18 protein-coding genes are annotated in these 18,088 nt (G+C 73.1%); 3 read left to right on the top strand and 15 right to left on the bottom strand.

The features are described from left to right. Nucleotides 1-180 precede the first annotated feature (180 nt). From ABZ924_RS34670 to ABZ924_RS34605, 14 genes are all read right to left on the bottom strand, one after another. The gene (locus ABZ924_RS34670) at nucleotides 181-939 is read right to left on the bottom strand and encodes a sirohydrochlorin chelatase (RefSeq protein WP_361919032.1); all 759 of its coding nucleotides are present in this window, start codon (nucleotides 937-939) and stop codon (nucleotides 181-183) included. Nucleotides 940-945: 6 nt separating this feature from the next. Continuing rightward, nucleotides 946-1,839 carry an ABC transporter permease subunit gene (locus ABZ924_RS34665; protein WP_361919030.1) on the bottom strand — a complete coding sequence of 298 codons (894 nt, stop codon included), beginning with the start codon at nucleotides 1,837-1,839 and terminating at the stop codon, nucleotides 946-948. Further along, nucleotides 1,826-2,620: an ABC transporter ATP-binding protein gene (locus ABZ924_RS34660; protein WP_361919028.1), complete on the bottom strand. Its 795-nt coding sequence runs from the start codon at nucleotides 2,618-2,620 to the stop codon at nucleotides 1,826-1,828. Before ABZ924_RS34660 ends, ABZ924_RS34665 begins: the two co-directional genes overlap by 14 nt. 34 nt (nucleotides 2,621-2,654) lie before the next feature. Then, nucleotides 2,655-3,782 carry an aliphatic sulfonate ABC transporter substrate-binding protein gene (locus tag ABZ924_RS34655; RefSeq protein ID WP_361919026.1) on the bottom strand — a complete coding sequence of 376 codons (1,128 nt, stop codon included), beginning with the start codon at nucleotides 3,780-3,782 and terminating at the stop codon, nucleotides 2,655-2,657. Nucleotides 3,783-4,000: 218 nt separating this feature from the next. After that, a complete protein-coding gene (locus ABZ924_RS34650) occupies nucleotides 4,001-5,329 on the bottom strand; it encodes a GTP-binding protein (RefSeq protein ID WP_361919025.1) in 1,329 nt (442 codons plus the stop codon). A gap of 2 nt (nucleotides 5,330-5,331) precedes the next feature. Continuing rightward, entirely contained in the window at nucleotides 5,332-6,273 is a 942-nt protein-coding gene (gene cysD, locus ABZ924_RS34645) for a sulfate adenylyltransferase subunit CysD (RefSeq protein ID WP_361919023.1), read from the bottom strand. Beyond that, a complete protein-coding gene (gene cysC, locus ABZ924_RS34640; protein WP_361919021.1) occupies nucleotides 6,270-6,887 on the bottom strand; it encodes an adenylyl-sulfate kinase in 618 nt (205 codons plus the stop codon). Before cysC ends, cysD begins: the two co-directional genes overlap by 4 nt. Then, nucleotides 6,887-7,609: a phosphoadenylyl-sulfate reductase gene (locus ABZ924_RS34635; protein WP_361919019.1), complete on the bottom strand. Its 723-nt coding sequence runs from the start codon at nucleotides 7,607-7,609 to the stop codon at nucleotides 6,887-6,889. The genes cysC and ABZ924_RS34635 overlap by 1 nt, the downstream gene beginning before the upstream one ends. Continuing rightward, nucleotides 7,606-7,818 (bottom strand): hypothetical protein, encoded by a 213-nt coding sequence (locus tag ABZ924_RS34630; RefSeq protein ID WP_361919017.1) that lies wholly within the window; start codon nucleotides 7,816-7,818, stop codon nucleotides 7,606-7,608. Before ABZ924_RS34630 ends, ABZ924_RS34635 begins: the two co-directional genes overlap by 4 nt. After that, on the bottom strand, nucleotides 7,815-9,506 hold the full coding sequence (locus tag ABZ924_RS34625) for a nitrite/sulfite reductase (protein ID WP_361919015.1): 1,692 nt from the start codon (nucleotides 9,504-9,506) through the stop codon (nucleotides 7,815-7,817). Before ABZ924_RS34625 ends, ABZ924_RS34630 begins: the two co-directional genes overlap by 4 nt. Before the next feature lie 216 nt (nucleotides 9,507-9,722). Continuing rightward, nucleotides 9,723-9,806, bottom strand: coding sequence for a putative leader peptide (locus tag ABZ924_RS34620; protein ID WP_312845914.1), 84 nt, complete (start codon nucleotides 9,804-9,806; stop codon nucleotides 9,723-9,725). A 177-nt stretch (nucleotides 9,807-9,983) separates the two neighbouring features. Next, entirely contained in the window at nucleotides 9,984-10,547 is a 564-nt protein-coding gene (locus ABZ924_RS34615) for a GNAT family N-acetyltransferase (RefSeq protein ID WP_361919013.1), read from the bottom strand. A 5-nt stretch (nucleotides 10,548-10,552) separates the two neighbouring features. After that, nucleotides 10,553-11,845 (bottom strand): GAF domain-containing protein, encoded by a 1,293-nt coding sequence (locus tag ABZ924_RS34610; RefSeq protein ID WP_361919035.1) that lies wholly within the window; start codon nucleotides 11,843-11,845, stop codon nucleotides 10,553-10,555. A 370-nt stretch (nucleotides 11,846-12,215) separates the two neighbouring features. After that, a complete protein-coding gene (locus ABZ924_RS34605; RefSeq protein ID WP_361919011.1) occupies nucleotides 12,216-13,901 on the bottom strand; it encodes an acyl-CoA dehydrogenase family protein in 1,686 nt (561 codons plus the stop codon). Between the two features lie 89 nt (nucleotides 13,902-13,990). Here ABZ924_RS34605 and ABZ924_RS34600 point away from each other — a divergent pair, with 89 nt between their 5' ends. Both ABZ924_RS34600 and ABZ924_RS34595 read left to right on the top strand, forming a co-directional pair. After that, entirely contained in the window at nucleotides 13,991-15,133 is a 1,143-nt protein-coding gene (locus tag ABZ924_RS34600) for a YihY/virulence factor BrkB family protein (protein ID WP_361919034.1), read from the top strand. 21 nt (nucleotides 15,134-15,154) lie between these two features. Next, nucleotides 15,155-15,892, top strand: coding sequence for a helix-turn-helix transcriptional regulator (locus tag ABZ924_RS34595; RefSeq protein WP_361919009.1), 738 nt, complete (start codon nucleotides 15,155-15,157; stop codon nucleotides 15,890-15,892). On the opposite strand, the gene ABZ924_RS34590 is transcribed toward ABZ924_RS34595, so the two are convergent. Then, nucleotides 15,823-16,227 carry a VOC family protein gene (locus ABZ924_RS34590; protein WP_361919007.1) on the bottom strand — a complete coding sequence of 135 codons (405 nt, stop codon included), beginning with the start codon at nucleotides 16,225-16,227 and terminating at the stop codon, nucleotides 15,823-15,825. The two genes, ABZ924_RS34595 and ABZ924_RS34590, sit on opposite strands and share 70 nt — an antisense overlap. Nucleotides 16,228-16,549: 322 nt before the next feature. On the opposite strand from ABZ924_RS34590, the gene rsgA reads away from it, so the two are divergent. After that, a complete protein-coding gene (gene rsgA, locus ABZ924_RS34585) occupies nucleotides 16,550-17,659 on the top strand; it encodes a ribosome small subunit-dependent GTPase A (RefSeq protein WP_361919005.1) in 1,110 nt (369 codons plus the stop codon). Nucleotides 17,660-18,088 lie beyond the last annotated feature (429 nt).

The raw sequence follows: 18,088 nt of genomic DNA, 5'->3' as shown, positions 1-18,088 counted from the left end.
CCCGCGCCTCAAACGCCGGCGGGGCTGATTTCAGCCCCGCCGGCGTTTGAGGCTGGGGGTACCCCCAGCGGTAGCTGGGGGAGGGGCCGGGCGGAGCCCGCCACGCGGCGGAGCCGCATGTCCGGCACAGCGGGAAGGGGCGGGGAGGGGACAGGCTCCGCGCAGCGGGCAGGGCGGCGGCTACGCCGTCAAGGCGAGCGGGACGGCAGTGGCGCGGGACTCGTCGTAGCGGGTCAGGAGGAGGCGGGCCAGTTCCGGGGCCGGGCCCAGGACTTCGGCCAGGACGTCGGCCCCGGCCGCAGCGGCGCCCGCGGCGATGCGGTCCGGCAGCCGCCCGGGGGCGATGACGTACGGGGCCACCGCGACCCGGCGGACCCCCTCGGCCCGCAGGGCCCGTACGGCGTCCTCCGTGGACGGAAGCGCGGCGGAGGCGAACGCAGGCCGCACGGCGCACCAACCGGTGTGCCGCCACTCCCGCGCGATTTCAGCGATCACTGCGATCGCCTCCGGGTCGGTGGATCCGGCGGCCGCGAGGACGACGCCGGTCGTCGCACGGTCCGCCGGGGTGAGCCCCGCCTCCGCCAGCCGGCGTTCCAGCGCGGCCGTCAGCAGGGGCGAGGGTCCGAGGACGTCGGCCACGCGGACCGACAGGCCCGGCAGCCGGGCCGTGGATTCCGACAGCACCGCCGGAACGTCCGCCTTCGCGTGGAAGGCCCGGGTCAGCAGCAGCGGCAGCGCGACCACGTCGCGGACGCCGTCGCCGTGCAGGGCGGCGAGCACCTGCTCGACCCGGGGGGCGTTGAAGTCCAGGAACGCCGTCTCCACGCGCAGCCCGGCCCGCAGCGCCCGCGCCCGCCGGGTGAGGGCGTGCACGGTCGCCGCGTGCCGCGGATCGCGGCTGCCGTGGGCTATGACGAGCAGGACGGGGGCGGTGGACATGTCGGATCAGCCCTTGACCAGCAGGCCGCGGCTGCGCAGCACCCACCGCTCGAGGGGGCTGAAGATCAGCAGGTCGATGGCGATGCCGACGACGAGGATCAGGATGATCGCGAGGAACACCCCGGGCAGGTCGATGTTGTTGCGGCCGTTCTCCAGGAGCTGGCCCAGGCCCAGGCCCAGGTCGGGGGAGGAGGCGATGATCTCGGCGGCCATCAGGGACCGCCAGGAGAACGCCCAGCCCTGCTTGAGCCCGGCGACGTACCCCGGCAGCGCGGCCGGCATCACGACGTGCCGGGCGCCGCGCAGCCCGGTGGCGCCGAGGGTGCGGCCGGCCCGCAGGAACAGCGGCGGGACCTGGTCGATGCCGGAGACGAGGCCGTTGGCGATGGAGGGGACCGCGCCGAGCAGGATGACGGTGAACATCATGGCGTCGTTCAGGCCGAACCAGAGCACGGCCGGCGGCACCCAGGCCACCGAGGGCAGGGACTGCAGGCCCTGCAGGATCGGGCCGATCGCGGCGCGTACGAACTTCACGCGGGCCACGAGCAGTCCGAGCGGGGTGCCGATGGCCAGGGCGAGGAGGAAGCCGAGCAGGCCGCGGGAGACGGAGGTCCAGACGACCTCCAGCAGGGTGCCCTTGAGCCACATCTCGGAGAGGCTGTGTCCGACCGCGGACAGCGGGGGCAGCTTGTTCTCCGCGGTGACCTTCGCCGAGACGAGGACCTGCCAGACCACCAGCACCAGGCTGACGGCCAGGAACGGCGGCAGGACCTTCTTGGTGAGGACCTCGCGCACGGGGGTGCGGTGCGTCTGGACGGCGTCGAGGGCGTCGAGGCCTGCTTCGAGGCCGGCGAGGTCGTCGGCCTTGGCCGGCTTGGGGGTCGTGTCAGTGCTGGCCATGGCGGCGGATCTCCCCACGCAGGTGTTCAGTGATCTCGAGGGACAGCTCCGCGACGTCCGCGTCCTCGATGCGGCGCGGCTGCGGGATGTCCACGGCCCATTCCTTCGCGACCCGGCCGGGGCGGGAGGAGAGCAGGACGACGCGCTGGGCCAAGCGGACGGCTTCGCGGACGTTGTGGGTGACGAACAGGACCGACAGCCCCGTCTCTTCCCAGATGCGGGTGAGTTCGCCGTGCAGGACGTCGCGGGTGATGGCGTCCAGGGCCGCGAACGGCTCGTCCATCAGCAGCAGGCGGCTGTCCTGGGCCAGGGCGCGGGCCAGGGCGACGCGCTGGCGCATGCCGCCGGAGAGCTCGTGGACGCGCTTGCCGTACGCGCCGCCGAGGCGGACCAGCTCCAGCAGCCGCTCGGCCTCCGGCCTGCGCTCGGCCTTGGCCACCCCGCGCAGGCGCAGGGCGAGTTCGATGTTCTTGCCCGCGGTCAGCCACGGGAAGAGGGCGTGCTCCTGGAACATCAGGGCCGGACGGCCGCCGGGGGTCTCGATGGACCCCGCGGACGGCTCGTCCAGACCCGCGACCAGGTTGAGCAGGGTGGACTTGCCGCACCCCGATGCCCCCAGGAGGGTGACGAACTCGCCGGGAGCGACATCGAGGCTGATGTCGTCCAGGACGAGCTGCGATCCGGCCGGGCCGGAGAAGGACTTCGAGACGTGCTCGATGCGGGCGGCGTGCGTCGGCTCCGCTACCGCGCCCTCGGCAGCCTTGGCGAGAGTGGTGGCCATGGTCGTCACCTCCTGGGTTTGCTGGACTACGGGCTTACTTGGCGCCGAGACCGGCGTCGGCGACCTCGGGCTTGCCGACGGCCTTCAGCACCTTGTTCAGGAGCGACAGGTCGTAGATGCCGGCGAGGTCGGGCTGCTCGATGAGCTTGGCCTTGACCGCCCAGTCGGACTCGGTCTTCAGCGTGGAGGCCAGCGGGTCGTCGGTGACGAGGATGCTCTTCCAGGCCGGGTCGATGACGGCCGGCTCGAGTTCCTTGCCGTTCAGCGCCTTCAGGGCCGCGTTGGCGGAGGCCTTCGCCTTGTCCTGGTTGGCGTTGATCCACTCGTTGGTCTTCACCGTGCCGCGCAGCACGGCCTCGACGACGTCCGGGTGCTCCTTGAGGAACTTCTGCGACACGATGACGTTCGTGATCACGAACTTCTTGTCGGGCCACAGGGAGGTCTCGTCGAGGAGGACGGAGCCGCCGTCGGCGACGAGCTTGGAGGCCGTCGGCTCGGGCACCCAGGCCCCGTCGATCGAGCCCTGCTTGAAGGCGTCCGGGGTGACCTTGTTGTCGGTGCGGACGACGGAGACGTCGCCCTTGCCGGACTCGGGGTCGACCGACCAGCCCTTCTCGGAGATCCAGTTCAGGAACGCGACGTCCTGGGTGTTCCCCTTCTGCGGGGTGGCGATCTTCTTGCCCTTGAGGTCGTCCAGGCTCTTGATCTTGTCCGGGTTCACGACCAGCTTGACGCCGCCGGAGGCGGAGCCGGAGATGATCCGCAGGTTGGAGCCCTTGGACTTCACGTAGCCGTTGATGGACGGCGAGGGGCCGATGAAGCCGATGTCCAGGGAGCCGCCGTTGAGGGCCTCGATCTCGGACGGGCCGGCGTTGAAGGTCTGCGGCTTGATCTGGGTGCCGCCCAGCTCCTTGGCGATCAGGCCTTCCTGGATACCGACCAGGGCGGTGGCGTGCGTCAGGTTCGGGAAGTAGCCGATGCGCACCTCGGAGGCCGACAGCTTCTTGGCGTCGGCGGCGACGGGCGCCTTCTTCTCGTCGGTCTTCTCGGACTGGGAGCCGTACCCGCACGAGGCGAGGGCCCCGATCAGCAGGGGGAGGGCGGCGGCTGCGGCAATGCCGCGGCGCAGGGTCTTGACGGTGGTACCGGTGGTGGCAGGCACGGGAGGGCTTCCTCTCGACGCGCCGTGTTGGGATTACGGCGCAGGTCTTCGTCTGTGGTGCAGGGGCGGGTACAGCTCGTGGGGGGTGAGGGCGCGCAGGCAGTGCGCGTACGTCATCGCGCACATCGCGCCACCCCTCCCTGGCCGCTGCCGAGGGAGCCGCTGCCTACGCGGCCGCCCTCCTTCGCGAAGGTGGTGTAGATGTCGGTCGTCATGATCTAGAAGTCCCACCCTTCTTCGTCCGCCTGTACGGCCTCGGCCTTGGAGGCGAAGGACTCGCCCGCCATGCCGGCCGCCAGGGTGGTTCCGTCGGCCGGGTCGATCAGCAGGAAGGACCCGGTGCGGCGCGAGTCGGCGTACGCGTCGAGCGCGAGGGGCTCGGCGGTACGGACGACCACGCGGCCGATGTCGTTGGCCACCAGCTGCCCGGGGTTCGGGTGCTGGGAGAGGTCGTCCAGCGTCAGCCGGGACGGGATCTCCTTGACGATCGCCTTCACCGTGCGCGTGGTGTGCTTCAGCAGCACCCGCGCACCCACGGCCAGCGGCTGGTCCGCGACGTGGCAGACGGTGGCGACGACGTCCTGCGTGGTGGCCGGGGCGCTCGCGGTCGGCGCGATCAGGTCGCCGCGCGAGATGTCGATGTCGTCCTTCAGCCGGACCGTCACCGACTGCGGCGCCCACGCGATGTCCACCGGCTCGCCGAGCGCGTCGATGCCCTCGATGACCGAGGTACGGCCCGACGGCAGCACGGTGACCGGCTCGCCGACCCGCAGCACACCGGAGGCGATCTGGCCCGCGTAGCCGCGGTAGTCGGGGTGCTCGGCGGTCTGCGGCCGGATCACGTACTGCACCGGGAAACGGGCCGGGCAGGCGGTGAGGTCGTGGCTGACCGGGACGGTCTCCAGGTGCTCCAGCACCGTCGGCCCGCCGTACCAGTCCATGTTCGCGGACGGCTCCACCACGTTGTCGCCGGCCAGCGCCGAGATCGGGATCGCGGTGATCTCCGGCACGCCCAGCTCCGAGGCGTAGGAGGTGAACTCCTCGGCGATCTTCGCGAAGACCGCCTCCTCGTAGCCGACGAGGTCCATCTTGTTGACGGCGAGGACCACGTGGGGGACGCGCAGCAGCGCGGCGACCGCGGCGTGGCGCCGGGTCTGCTCGATGACGCCGTTGCGGGCGTCGACGAGGACCACGGCCAGGTCGGCGGTGGAGGCGCCGGTGACCATGTTGCGGGTGTACTGCACGTGCCCGGGGGTGTCGGCGAGGATGAACCGGCGGCGGGCGGTGGCGAAGTAGCGGTAGGCCACGTCGATGGTGATGCCCTGCTCCCGCTCGGCCCGCAGGCCGTCGGTCAGCAGCGCCAGGTCCGGGGCGTCCTGGCCGCGGTCGGCCGACACCCGCTCCACGGCCTCGAGCTGGTCCTCCAGGACCGACTTCGAGTCGTGCAGCAGACGGCCCACCAGGGTGGACTTGCCGTCGTCGACGGAGCCCGCGGTGGCGAAGCGCAGCAGCGTCGTCGCGCTGAGCTGCTCGGTGGTGCTGGTCATGGCTAGAAGTACCCTTCGCGCTTGCGGTCTTCCATCGCGGCCTCGGACAGCTTGTCGTCGGCGCGGGTCGCGCCCCGCTCGGTCAGGCGGGAGACGGCGATCTCGGCGATCACCGCATCGAGGTCGGTGGCATCGGAGTCGACGGCGCCGGTGCAGGACATGTCGCCGACGGTGCGGTAGCGGATCAGCCGCTTCTCCACCGTCTCGGTGTCCTTCGGGCCGCCCCACTCGCCGGCCGTCAGCCACATGCCGCCCCGCCGGAACACGTCCCGCTCGTGGGCGAAGTAGATCTCGGGCAGCTCGATGCCCTCGCGGGCGATGTACTGCCACACGTCCAGCTCGGTCCAGTTGGAGAGCGGGAAGACGCGGACGTGCTCGCCCGGCGCGTGGCGGCCGTTGTAGAGCTGCCACAGCTCGGGGCGCTGGCGGCGCGGGTCCCACTGGGAGAACTCGTCGCGCAGGGAGAACACGCGCTCCTTCGCGCGTGCCTTCTCCTCGTCGCGGCGGCCGCCGCCGAAGACGGCGTCGAACTTCAGCTGCTGGATGGCCTCGGTGAGCGGGACGGTCTGCAGCGGGTTGCGGGTGCCGTCCGGGCGCTCGCGGAGCTTGCCGGCGTCGATGTACTCCTGGACGGAGGCCACGTGCAGGCGCAGGCCGTGCCGGGCGACCGTGCGGTCGCGGTACTCGATGACCTCGGGGAAGTTGTGGCCCGTGTCGACGTGCAGCAGCGCGAAGGGCACCGGCGCGGGGGCGAAGGCCTTGAGCGCCAGGTGCAGCATGACGATGGAGTCCTTGCCGCCGGAGAACAGGATCACCGGCTTCTCGAACTCGCCCGCCACCTCGCGGAAGATGTGCACCGCCTCGGACTCGAGGGCGTCCAGGTGCGACAGCGCGTAGGGCGCGTCGGAGCCGGACTCGGTGTGCAGGTGCGCGGCGGTGGTCATGCCAGACCCCTCTCGGTGAGCAGGGCGTGCAGGGCGGAGGCCGACTCCTGCACGGTCTGCGTGTGCGACTCGATCCGCAGGTCCGGGGCCCCGGGGGCCTCGTACGGGTCGTCGACACCGGTCAGACCGGAGATCTCGCCCGCCGCCTGCTTGGCGTACAGGCCCTTCACATCACGCTCGGAGCACACCTCGACCGGGGTCGCGACGTGCACTTCCAGGTAGGTCGTCCCGGCTGCGGCGTGCCGCTTCGCGACGGCCTCGCGGCTGTCGGCGAACGGGGCGATCACCGGGACGAGGGCCTTCACACCGTTGCTGGCGAGGAGTTCGGCGACGAAGCCGATCCGCTGGACGTTGGTGTGCCGGTCCTCGCGGGTGAAGCCCAGGCCGGCGGAGAGGAACTCGCGGATCTCGTCCCCGTCGAGGACCTCCACCCGGTGGCCCTCGGCGCGCAGCCGCTCGGCCAGCGCGTACGCGATGGTGGTCTTGCCCGCGCTGGGCAGACCGGTCAGCCACACGGTGGCTCCCTGGCCGGTCACGCTCATCCGCTTCTCCGTAAGTTCCGTGGTTTTCGTGGTGTCCGTGGTGTCAGTGGTTCGTGCAGGCGGGGTGGACATCAGCCGTGCAGTCCGCACTCGGTCTTGGCGCGGCCCGCCCAGCGGCCGGCCCGTGCGTCCTCGCCCTCCGCCACGCGGCAGGTGCAGGGGGCGCAGCCGACCGAGGCGTAGCCGTCCGTCAGCAGGGGGTTGGTGAGCACGCCGTGCTCCAGCACGTACGCGTCCACGTCGTCCTGCGTCCAGCGGGCGATCGGCGAGACCTTGACCTTCTGCCGCTTCTCGTCCCAGCCGACGACCGGGGTGTTCGCCCGGGTCGGGGACTCGTCGCGGCGCAGGCCCGTCGCCCACGCCTCGTACGCGGTCAGTCCCTCTTCGAGGGGCTTGACCTTGCGCAGGGCGCAGCACAGGTCGGGGTCGCGGTCGTGCAGCTTCGGGCCGTACTCGGCGTCCTGTTCGGCGACGGTCCGGCGCGGGGTGAGGGTGATGACGTTGACGTCCATCACCGCGTCGACCGCGTCGCGGGTGCCGATGGTCTCCTCGAAGTGGTAGCCCGTGTCGAGGAAGACCACGTCCACGCCGGGCCGGACCCGGGAGGCCAGGTGGGCGACGACGGCGTCCTCCATGGAGGAGGTGACGCAGAACTTCGCGCCGAACGTGTCGACCGCCCAGCGGAGGATCTCCAGTGCGTCGGCGTCCTCGAGGTCGCGGCCCGCCTGCTCGGCCAGCGCCCTCAGGTCGCGCGCCGCGGGATCGTCCGCGGGTGACTCCTGGGTCGCCGTCATATCTCTTCCGTTCCCGTGCTGTCCGTCGCCGTGGTGTCCGTGCCCGTGCCGTTCGCCGCCCGCAGGCCGCGGGCCAGCAGGCCCAGGTACTTCAGCTGGAAGGCCCGGTTGCACGACCTGCACTCCCAGGCGCCGTGGCCCTGCTCCCCGGGGAACAGGTCCTCGTCGCCGCAGTACGGGCAGTGGAACGGGGCTGCGCGCTCGCTCACGACAGGCTCTCGTCGCTCGCCCGCGCCACCCAGGCCGCGAAGCGCTCGCCGTCCTCGCGCTCCTGCTCGAAGCGCGTGACGACCCGCTCGACGTAGTCCGGCAGCCCGGCCGAGGTGACCTTCAGGCCGCGGACCTTGCGGCCGAAGCCGGCCTCCAGGCCGAGCGCGCCGCCCAGGTGGACCTGGTAGCCCTCGACCTGGTTGCCGTCCTCGTCCAGGACCAGCTGGCCCTTGAGACCGATGTCCGCCACCTGGATACGGGCGCAGGCGTTCGGGCAGCCGTTGATGTTGATGGTGAGCGGCTCGGCGAAGTCCGGCAGGCGGCGCTCCAGCTCGTCGATCAGCGAGGCGCCGCGCCCCTTGGTCTCGACGATGGCCAGCTTGCAGAACTCGATGCCGGTGCAGGCCATCGTGCCGCGGCGGAACGGGGACGGCTTGACCCGCAGGTCCAGCGCCTCCAGGGCCGCCACGACCGAGTCGACCTGCGCCTCCTCGATGTCGAGCACGATCATCTTCTGCTCTGCGGTGGTGCGCAGGCGCCCGGAGCCGTGGCTCTCGGCGATGTCCGCGATCTTGGTCAGGGTGGCGCCGTCGACGCGGCCGACGCGCGGCGCGAAGCCGACGTAGAAACGGCCGTCCTTCTGCCGGTGGACGCCCACGTGGTCGCGCCACTGCCCGCTCGGCTCCTCGGGCGCGGGGCCGTCGGTGAGCTTGCGCCCCAGGTACTCGTCCTCCAGGACCCGGCGGAACTTCTCCGCGCCCCAGTCGGCGACGAGGAACTTCAGCCGGGCGCGGGTGCGCAGGCGGCGGTAGCCGTAGTCGCGGAAGATCGAGATGACGCCCTCGTAGACGTCCGGGACCTCCTCGAGGGAGACCCAGGTGCCCAGGCGGACGCCCAGCTTGGGGTTGGTGGACAGGCCGCCGCCGACCCAGACGTCGAAGCCGGGCCCGCGCTCGGGGTGGTTCACGCCGACGAAGGCGATGTCGTTGATCTCGTGCGCCACGTCGAGCAGCGGCGAGCCCGAGACCGCGGACTTGAACTTGCGGGGCAGGTTGGAGAATTCCTTGTTGCCGACGATGCGGCGCTGGATCTCCTCGATGGCGGGCGTGCCGTCGATGATCTCGTCCTCGGCGATGCCGGCGACGGGCGAGCCGAGGATGACGCGGGGCGTGTCACCGCAGGCCTCGGTGGTGGACAGGCCGACGGCCTCCAGACGGCGCCAGATCTCCGGGACGTCCTCGATGCGGATCCAGTGGTACTGCACGTTCTGGCGGTCGGTGAGGTCGGCGGTGCCGCGGGCGAACTCCTCGGAGATCTCGCCGATCACGCGGAGCTGCTCGGTCGTCAGCCGGCCGCCGTCGATGCGGACGCGCAGCATGAAGTACTTGTCGTCCAGCTCCTCCGGCTCCAGGATCGCGGTCTTGCCGCCGTCGATCCCGGGCTTGCGCTGGGTGTACAGACCCCACCAGCGCATGCGGCCGCGCAGGTCGTTGGGGTCGATGGAGTCGAATCCGGTCTTGGAGTAGATCGTCTCAATGCGTGTCCGCACATTGAGACCGTCGTCGTCCTTCTTGAACTGCTCGTTGCCGTTGAGGGGGGTGTGGTGTCCAACGGCCCACTGGCCCTCACCGCGGTGACGGCCGGTCTTGCGGCGCGTTGCGGCGGGTGTTTCAGGGGTGGCGGCCATGGCGGTACGTCCTTCTTCGGCGGCTCAAGGCAGGGGCAGGGGGAGGCGGCGGCGTGACCCCTGTGACTTCGCTGACGCTGAGCAGATGCGGCTGAGCGCCGCCTGTTTCCGGTTGTGCCGGTGGTCAGGGCGGTGCTCGGCCTTCAGGGGACTGGCTGGGTGCGGCGCATCCGCGACGACGCTGTGCGGTGCGCTGTGCGGCGGTGGCTGGTTCCGTCAGCTCGCCGGACAGATGGCGCTGGACATGCGGCCGAGGTCGACGTGCCGCCGACTCACCAAGGCTGTTCCAGCTCCATTCATGGCCGAAGCGTGTCATGGCTCGATTGGAGGAGTCCACTACTGTCCATGATGTGGACCAGATCGTCCCGAATCATGGGACGCGTGATCTAGGTTACGCGGCCGGAGTACGGCCGGAGCGCGGCCGTCCGACCCGGCGGCGACGGGCGCGGCCGGGTCGGGGCGCCGTCGGGCACCGGGTCAGGCGCCGGGCCAGGGGCCCGGGGTGGGGGTGTCCTGCTTCTCCTCGGTCTCGGTCTTGAACACCTTGAAGCCGCGGCGCAGGTAGTTGTCCATCGCCGTCGGCCCGTCCTGGCTGCAGGTGTGCAGCCACACCCGGCGCGTCGGCTCGCGCTCCGCCCAGCGCTCCGCCAGGGACCAGGCCGCGGCCGTGCCGACCGTGAGCAGGTGGCCGCCGATGCGGCGACCGCGGAAGTCCGGCAGCAGCCCGAAGTACATGATCTCGACCACACCGTCGTCCTGCGGGTCCAGCTCCACGTATCCGGCCGGCGTGCCGCGGTCGTACGCCACCCACGTCTCCACGCCCGGCCGGGCCAGGTACTCCACCCACTGCGCGCGGCTCAGCGACAGCCGGTCCGTCCAGTGGATGTCCCCGCCCACCGAGGCGTACAGGAAGCGGCTGAACTCGGGCGAGGGGACTTCCGCCCGCCGGACGGTGATCTCGGATCCCGGAACGGCCGCCGGGACCAGGTCCTGCGGCGAGGTCATCTCCAGGGACCACGTGGTGAGGGTGATGAGGCTCATGCAGGTCAGGGAATCACGCCCGGCCCCGAACGGCCCAGCCGGGCCCTGATCACCGCCGGCGCCGCCGAGTGCGGCAGCAGCCCGGCCGGGTCCGCGGGCCGGACCAGCTCCACCTCCACGTCGTCCGCGAACCGGTACGGGCGGTGCGCCAGCACCCCCGCGAGGGTGCGCCGCACCCGCGACAGCTCCGCCCGTACCGTCACCGTCCGCGTCGGGTCCCCGAACAGCTCCCCGGCCAGCTCCGCCGCCGACCGCCCCCGCGGGCTCTCCGCCAGCAGGAACAGCAGCTCCGCGTGGCGCGGGCTCAGCTCCTGCGACCAGCTCCCGGCCGCCCCGTACACCGTCGCCGTCCACGAGCGCGGCCGACTCAGGTCCAACACCACCCGGCTCGCCGCCGCGGCGGTCGCCGGCGCCTCCGCGAGGCGCAGCAGCCAGCCGCCGGGCAGCGGCTCCACCACGCACGCCCCGAGCTGCGGTACCCACACCCGGCCCGGCCCGAACCCCTTCGGCAGCGGGATCCGGTCCGCCGGGGCCAGCCCGGTCACCGCCGCCGTCCAGCCGTGCGGGTCCACGGCCAGGGCCCGCCCCGGCAGCCGGGCCAGCAGCGGCGCGGCCACCGCCCGCAGCCGCTCCAGCGACTCCAGGTGCCGCACCCGCAGCTCCCGCTCCGCGAGCCGGGCCACCGAGCTCACCCACGCCAGCGTCGCCGGGTGCATGGTGGCCAGCGGCCCGCTGACGTCCACCACGCCCAGCAGCCGCCCGTCCCGGGGGTCGTGCAGCGGCGCCCCCGCGCACGTCCACTCGTGGTGGCTGGAGACGAAGTGCTCCGCCGAGAACACCTGGACCGGCCGCCGTGCCACCAGCGCCGTGCCCACCCCGTTGGTGCCGACCACCGCCTCGTCCCAGTCCGCGCCCACCCCGAAGCCCAGCCGGTCCGCCGCCCGCAGGATCGGGGCCGCGCCCTCCCGCCACAGCAGCCGCCCCTCCGCGTCGGCGACCACCATGATGTGCAGGGCCGTGTCCAGCGTCGGCAGCAGCCCCTCGCGCAGCACCGGCATGATCTCCCGCAGCGGCGACTCCTGGCGCCGCTCCTCGGTCTCGGCGGCCGACAGCATCCGCGAGCGGGCGTCCCGGTCCGGGTGCACCCCGCCGGCCAGCATCCGCCGCCAGGACTCGGCGATCTCCGGGCGCGGCAGCACCGGCAGCCGGTCCCCGGCCAGCGCGGCCGCGCGCACCCCCTTGAGCAGCCGCGCGGCCTCCCGCGCGTCCATGGCCGAGAGGCGCGCCACGTCGACCATGCTGCCTGCGGTGTCGGCCACCGGAACCTCCCCGTACGGAACAGGCGGAACAGGACGTACGACGGAACCGGCCCGGCGGGCACCGCGGCGGGCCCCGGCAGCCGCGCCGGGGAGTCCCGTCCCGGCAGGCACACCGGTGTGCCGCTGTCCCTGGCGCACCCGGCGGACGGTTCCGACCCAGAGGGTTGCAACGGTACGCAACTCTCGCCAAGTCACGGCCGCCCGACCGAAACTGTCCGGACGCCGCCGAGCGGCGTGACAGCTCCTCCTCGGGGCTTTCTCGGGCAGGGGTGGTGCCGAGTCGGCGCGGCGCCACCCCTGACCGGTCGACGGGTCCGGATCCCGGCTCGGAGCGGTTTGGGGACCACCCCTAGCCCGTGATCCGTGCCCGTTCCACCAGCGCCGCCAGGTCCAGGGTGTGCGGCAGGGTGCCGAAGGCCGCCCCGCGGTCGCCGCCCAGGCGGGCGGCGCAGAACGCGTCCGCCACCTCCGGCGGGGCCCAGCGCACCAGCAGGGACGCCTGCAGCAGCAGCGCCATGCGCTCCGCCACCCGGCGGGCCCGGGCCTCGATCCCGGACAGGTCGGCCAGCTCCGTCAGCAGGCCCTTGATCGCGGCGTCCAGCCGGTGGTCGGCGCCCCGCGCCCGCCCGATCTCCTGCAAGAAGGCGTTGAGGGCCTGCGGCTCACGCTGCAGGGCGCGCAGCACGTCCAGGGCCTGGACGTTGCCGGAGCCCTCCCAGATCGAGTTCAGCGGGGACTCGCGCAGCAGGCGCGGCATCCCGGACTCCTCGACGTAGCCGTTGCCGCCCAGGCACTCCAGGGCCTCTGCCACCATCGGCGTACAGCGTTTGGTCACCCAGTACTTCGCGACGGGCACGGCGAGGCGCAGGAAGGCCTGCTCCTCGTCGGTCCCGGCGTCGTACGCGGCGGCGAGGCGCAGGGCGAGGGTGGTGGCCGCCTCCGATTCCAGCGCGAGGTCGGCCAGGACGTTGCGCATCAGCGGCTGGTCGATGAGCACCGCTCCGAAAGCGGAGCGGTGCTCCGTGTGGTGCAGGGCCTGGGTGAGCGCCTGCCGCATCAGCGCGGCCGAGCCGAGCACGCAGTCCACCCGGGTCGCCGCCACCATCCCCATGATCGTGCGCAGCCCGCGGCCCTCCTCCCCGACCCGCAGCGCCCACGTCCCGTCGAACTCCACCTCGGCCGAGGCGTTCGACCGGTTGCCCAGCTTGTCCTTCAGCCGCTGGAGCGCGAACACGTTGCGCGTGCCGTCCTCCAGCACCCGCGGCACCAGGAAGCAGGTCGGGCCCTCCCGCCCGCCGCCCTCCGTCTGCGCCAGCACCAGGAAGGCGTCCGACATCGGCGCCGAGCAGAACCACTTGTGCCCCGTCAGCCCGTACGCCCCGCCCGAGCCCCAGGCCCCGCTCGATCCCCCGGCCCCGCCCAGCGGACGCGCCACGGTGGTGTTCGCCCGTACGTCGCTGCCGCCCTGCTTCTCCGTCATCGCCATGCCGAACAGCACCCCCGCCTTCCGCGCCGCCGGCTCCTGCCCCCGGACGTACACGTGCGAGGTCAGCCGGGGCTCCCACACCGCGGCCAGCTCCGGATCCGCCCGCAGCGCCGGCACGGCCGCGTGGGTCATCGACACCGGGCAGCCGTGTCCCGCCTCGACCTGCGACCACACGAAGAACCCGGCCGCCCGCCGCAGGTGCCCCGCCGGCCGCCCCCAGGCGTCGGTCAGCCCGGCCGACACCGCCTGCCCCAGCAGCCGGTGCCACGCGGGGTGGAACTCCACCTCGTCGATCCGGTTCCCGTACCGGTCGTGCGTCCGCAGCCGCGGCGGGTTCGCGTCGGCCTGCGCGGCCCACTCCTGGGCCTGCGCCGAGCCCGCGGCCCGCCCGAGTACGGCGAGCTCCTCGCGCACCTCGCCGAGCAGTTCGGGCGCGAGGGCACCCAGGTGGCGCTCCACGCCCTCGGTGAGCGCCCGGTCGCCGCTGTAGACGTCGTGGCCCACCAGGGGCGGAGGCTGATTGGTGACGGTGTGGGTGGTGGCTGCCATGCCGATACCGTAAGGACGTGCAGCCAGCAGAAGAAACACCCGAGCGGGTCCACGGACACGGACCCGGCCCCGGGCCCGGCCACGGGCACCTGACCCCCGGGCACGGGCAGGGACTCGCGCGCCACGAGCACAGGCGCCAAGGACGCCTCCACCGCGCCCGCGCCCTCTACCGCAACGTCCCCAAGCGCAAAATGGGCTGGCTGCTGCTGAAGGACACCGTGAACTCGTGCATCGAGTACCGGATCCTGGGCCTCGCCGCCGAGGCCGCGTTCTTCACCCTGCTGTCGCTGCCGCCGCTCTTCCTCGGCCTGCTCGGCCTCCTCGGCTACGTCGACGGCTGGACCGGCGGGACCTTCGTCGCCCACATCGAGGAGAACATCCTGCGGGCCGTCGGCACCGTCCTGTCCGACCGCGGCGTCAACGAGATCGCCAGGCCCATGCTGGACGACGTGACCCGCGGCGGCCGCCCCGACCTGGTCTCCCTCGGCTTCGCCTTCGCCCTCTGGTCCGGCTCCCGCGCCGTCAACGTCTTCATCGACACCATCACCGTCATGTACGGCCTCGACGGCCAGCGCGGCATCGTCAAGACCCGGCTGCTGGCCTTCCTGCTCTACGTGGTCGCCCTGGTGATCGGCGCGATCGTGCTGCCGCTGATGGTGGCCGGGCCCGACGCGGTCGTGCAGTGGCTGCCGTGGAGCACGGAGGTGATCGCCGTGCTGTACTGGCCGACGGTCACCCTGCTGTCCATCGTCTTCCTCACCACCCTCTACCACGTGTCCGTGCCCGTGCGCTCGCCGTGGATCGAGGACGTCCCCGGCGCGCTGGTGGCGCTCGCCATGTGGGTGCTCGGCTCGTTCCTGCTGCGGATCTACCTCACCAGCACCGTCGAGGGCCCCACCATCTACGGCTCCCTCGCCGCCCCCGTCGCGGTGCTGCTGTGGATCGGCGTCTCCGCCTTCGCGGTCCTCGTCGGCGCGGCCGTCAACGCCGCGATCGACCGGGTCTGGCCGTCCGTGGCCACCGCCGCCGCCCGCGAGGCCAACGAGCGGGCCCGGGAGGCCGAGGCCGCGCAGCTCGTCGCCCGCGCCGCCGCCTGGCGCGCGCTCGCGGAGGGTGAGTCCGAGGACGACGAGGACGGGGACGGGGACGCCGGCATGCCGTCGGAGTTCCCGGAGCGCTGGTCGAACTTCCTGCCGCCCGACGACTACACCGCCCGACTGCGCAAACACTGAAAGCCGTGAAGCCGTGATGCCGTGACGTACGAGGAGCGGCCGTCCCCGCTGGTCCCCGGGGCGGTCCTGTGGCGGGCCGACGCCCCCGGCGCGGTGGTGCTGCCCGACGGCTGCATGGACCTGCTGTGGATCGACGGCCGGCTGCTCGTCGCCGGCCCCGACACCGGCCCGCACCCCGCCGGGGAGGTGCCCGGCACCGGCTTCGCCGGGATCCGCTTCGCCCCCGGAGCCGCGCCCGCGCTGCTCGGCGTACCGGCCTGCGAACTCCTCGACCGGCGGGTGGAGCTGGCCGCGTTGTGGCCGGGCGCGCACGTACGCCGCCTCGCCGAGCAGGTCGGGGCGTACGGGGACCCGCGCACCGGCCTGGAGCGGCTGGCCCGCGCCCGCGCCGCCGAGACCGGGCCCGGGGACCCGCTCGCGGCCCGGGTCGCGGCCGGTCTGCGTGCAGGGCACTCCGTGGCGGCCGTCGCCGCGGACGTCGGGCTCGGGGCCCGGCAGCTGCACCGGCGCTCGCTCGACGCGTTCGGCTACGGGCCGCGGATGCTGGGCCGGGTGCTGCGCCTGCAGCGCGCCCTGGCCCTGGCCCGGCAGGGACTGGCGGCGGCCGAGGTCGCCCACCGGGCCGGGTACGCGGACCAGGCCCACTACGCCCGCGAGGTCCGGGCCCTGGCCGGGACCACGCCGGGCGCCTACGCGGCGGGCTGGGCCGGGGCGAACAGGGACACGCCGCAGCCGTCCGGATCGAGCACGACCGCGTAGCGCTGCCCCCAGAAGGCGTCCCAGGGCTCCAGGTGGCCCTCGTACCCGGCCTGCGTCAACTCCGCGTACAACGCGTCCACCTCGGCGGGGGAGTCGCACAGGAAGGCGAGCTCCTGCCGGCCGCCGCCCCCGGCCGGCCCGGACCACGACGGGTCGAAGGAGCGGACCACCGCCTCCGTGTCCCAGGCGATCCGCAGCCCGCCCGGCAGGGCGGCCTCCACGTGCGGCTGCCCGTCGGCGTCGGCCGGGACGTCCAGGCCGAGGCGGCGGTAGAAGGCGAGCGAGGCGGCCATGTCGGAGACGACCAGGCCGATCATGTCGAGTCGAGGAGTCATGCGGCCAGGCTAGGAAGCCGACCCCGCAGCGGTCTTGAACGAATCGGACACGGAGGCGCCGAAAAAGAATTGGCGCGGCCCCGGAGGCGGTTGTTAACGTGATCTCCGTGCCCGCCGGACCGAACCGAACCGGACCGAACCGGGCGGAGCCGTCAGACCGTTGTACGACCAGGAGGTGAGTCCATTGATGACTGTCGCTGCGCAGGGTGCTGCCCGCATCCAGAAGACCATCAATGTCGCTTCCGTGGTCTCCGGCTGACCCCACACCACTTCGCGCGCCACCGCGTGCCCACTGCCGGGGCCACCCTCCGAAGGGTTCCCCTTGTCTCTCTCCTCTCCTCTGTCCTCCTCTGCCGCTTCGTTCCCGCTCGCCGACCTGGGCTGGGACGCGGCCTGGGAGGCCGAGTTCGCGCCGTACGCCGAACAGGGCCTGCTGCCCGGCCGCGTGGTCCGCGTGGACCGCGGCCAGTGCGACGTCATGACCGCGGACGGCATCGTCCGCGCCGACACCGCCTTCGTCACCCCCCACGACCCGCTGCGCGTCATCTGCACCGGCGACTGGGCGGCCGTGGAGGCGACCGGCAACCCGCGCTACGTAAAGGCGTACCTGCCGCGCCGCACCGCCTTCGTGCGCTCCACCTCCTCGCAGCGCTCCGAGGGGCAGATCCTCGCCGCCAACGTCGACCACGCGATCATCGCGGTCTCGCTGGCCGTCGAGCTGGACCTCGGCCGCATCGAACGCTTCCTCGCGCTCGCCTGGGAGTCGGGGGCGCAGCCGCTGGTCGTCCTGACCAAGGCCGACCTCGTACCGGACCCGGTGTCGCTGTCGTACCTGGTCCAGGACGTGGAGGCCGCGGCGCCGGGCGTCCAGGTCCTCACCGTCTCCTCCCTCACCGGGGAGGGCACCGACGTCCTCGCCGCGGTCGTCGCCGACGGAACGAGCGTGCTGCTCGGCATCTCGGGCGCCGGAAAGTCCACGCTGGCGAACGCGCTGCTCGGCGCGGACGTCATGGACGTGCAGGCCACGCGCGAGGTGGACGGCAAGGGCCGCCACACCACGACCACCCGCAACCTGCTCGCCCTGCCGGGCGGCGGCGTCCTCATCGACACCCCCGGACTGCGCGGCGTCGGCCTCTGGGACGCCGAGAGCGGGGTCGGGCAGGTCTTCTCCGAGATCGAGGAGTACGCCGCGGAGTGCCGGTTCCACGACTGCGCCCATGAGGCGGAGCCGGGGTGTGCGGTGCTGGACGCGGTGGAGTCCGGGGCGCTGCCGCAGCGCCGCCTGGACAGCTACCGCAAGCTGCTCCGCGAGAACCAGCGGATCGTGGCCAAGACGGATGCCCGGCTGCGGGCCGAGATCCGCCGGGACTGGCGGATGAAGTCCGCGGTGGGCCGCGCGAACCATGCCGCCAAGCGGGGCAACCACGCCTGACGGCCCGCCCCGTCCACCCCTGCCCGAGCCGCCCGGGGCGGCAGCCCCTGCCCGACCCGGCTGCCCCGGGCCCGGGCGGGGCTTCGGGCACTGCCCCGGGCCTCAACCCGTCCTCCCCGGCACATCCAGCCCTGCTGGCCGGCTCGGGCCGCCATTCCAGCCTCGCCGGCGTTTGAGGCGCGGGGTCCGGGGGCTGGCCCCCGGGACGCGGTCCGCAGGCGGACGGCGGCGGTTGTACCGCTGCCCGGAGCCGTTCCCCACCCCGCCCCTTCCCGCTGTGTCGGATAGCGGCTTCGCCGCGGGCGGGTCCTGCGGCCCGGCCCCCGCTCCGCCTCAATCGCCGGCGCGGCTCAAAGATGGGGGGGGCGCCCCCGCCCCCCGGGGGGGGGGGGGGCGCGGGCTGGGGGTGGGGCCCGCGGGGCGGGGCGG

The sequence above is a fragment of the Streptomyces sp. NPDC046876 genome, from assembly GCF_040645035.1.
GTDB lineage: Bacteria > Actinomycetota > Actinomycetes > Streptomycetales > Streptomycetaceae > Streptomyces.
This window is presented reverse-complemented; position numbering and strand designations above follow the sequence as displayed.

What these genes read in the sequence shown, in the direction of transcription:
- ABZ924_RS34670 (WP_361919032.1), bottom strand. Translation starts at nt 939, where the DNA reads ATGTCCACCGCCCCCGTCCTGCTCGTCATAGCCCACGGCAGCCGCGAT.
- ABZ924_RS34665 (WP_361919030.1), bottom strand. Translation starts at nt 1,839, where the DNA reads ATGGCCAGCACTGACACGACCCCCAAGCCGGCCAAGGCCGACGACCTC.
- ABZ924_RS34660 (WP_361919028.1), bottom strand. Translation starts at nt 2,620, where the DNA reads ATGGCCACCACTCTCGCCAAGGCTGCCGAGGGCGCGGTAGCGGAGCCG.
- ABZ924_RS34650 (WP_361919025.1), bottom strand. Translation starts at nt 5,329, where the DNA reads ATGACCAGCACCACCGAGCAGCTCAGCGCGACGACGCTGCTGCGCTTC.
- cysD (WP_361919023.1), bottom strand. Translation starts at nt 6,273, where the DNA reads ATGACCACCGCCGCGCACCTGCACACCGAGTCCGGCTCCGACGCGCCC.
- cysC (WP_361919021.1), bottom strand. Translation starts at nt 6,887, where the DNA reads ATGTCCACCCCGCCTGCACGAACCACTGACACCACGGACACCACGAAA.
- ABZ924_RS34635 (WP_361919019.1), bottom strand. Translation starts at nt 7,609, where the DNA reads ATGACGGCGACCCAGGAGTCACCCGCGGACGATCCCGCGGCGCGCGAC.
- ABZ924_RS34625 (WP_361919015.1), bottom strand. Translation starts at nt 9,506, where the DNA reads ATGGCCGCCACCCCTGAAACACCCGCCGCAACGCGCCGCAAGACCGGC.
- ABZ924_RS34620 (WP_312845914.1), bottom strand. Translation starts at nt 9,806, where the DNA reads ATGAATGGAGCTGGAACAGCCTTGGTGAGTCGGCGGCACGTCGACCTC.
- ABZ924_RS34615 (WP_361919013.1), bottom strand. Translation starts at nt 10,547, where the DNA reads ATGAGCCTCATCACCCTCACCACGTGGTCCCTGGAGATGACCTCGCCG.
- ABZ924_RS34610 (WP_361919035.1), bottom strand. Translation starts at nt 11,845, where the DNA reads ATGGTCGACGTGGCGCGCCTCTCGGCCATGGACGCGCGGGAGGCCGCG.
- ABZ924_RS34605 (WP_361919011.1), bottom strand. Translation starts at nt 13,901, where the DNA reads ATGGCAGCCACCACCCACACCGTCACCAATCAGCCTCCGCCCCTGGTG.
- ABZ924_RS34590 (WP_361919007.1), bottom strand. Translation starts at nt 16,227, where the DNA reads ATGACTCCTCGACTCGACATGATCGGCCTGGTCGTCTCCGACATGGCC.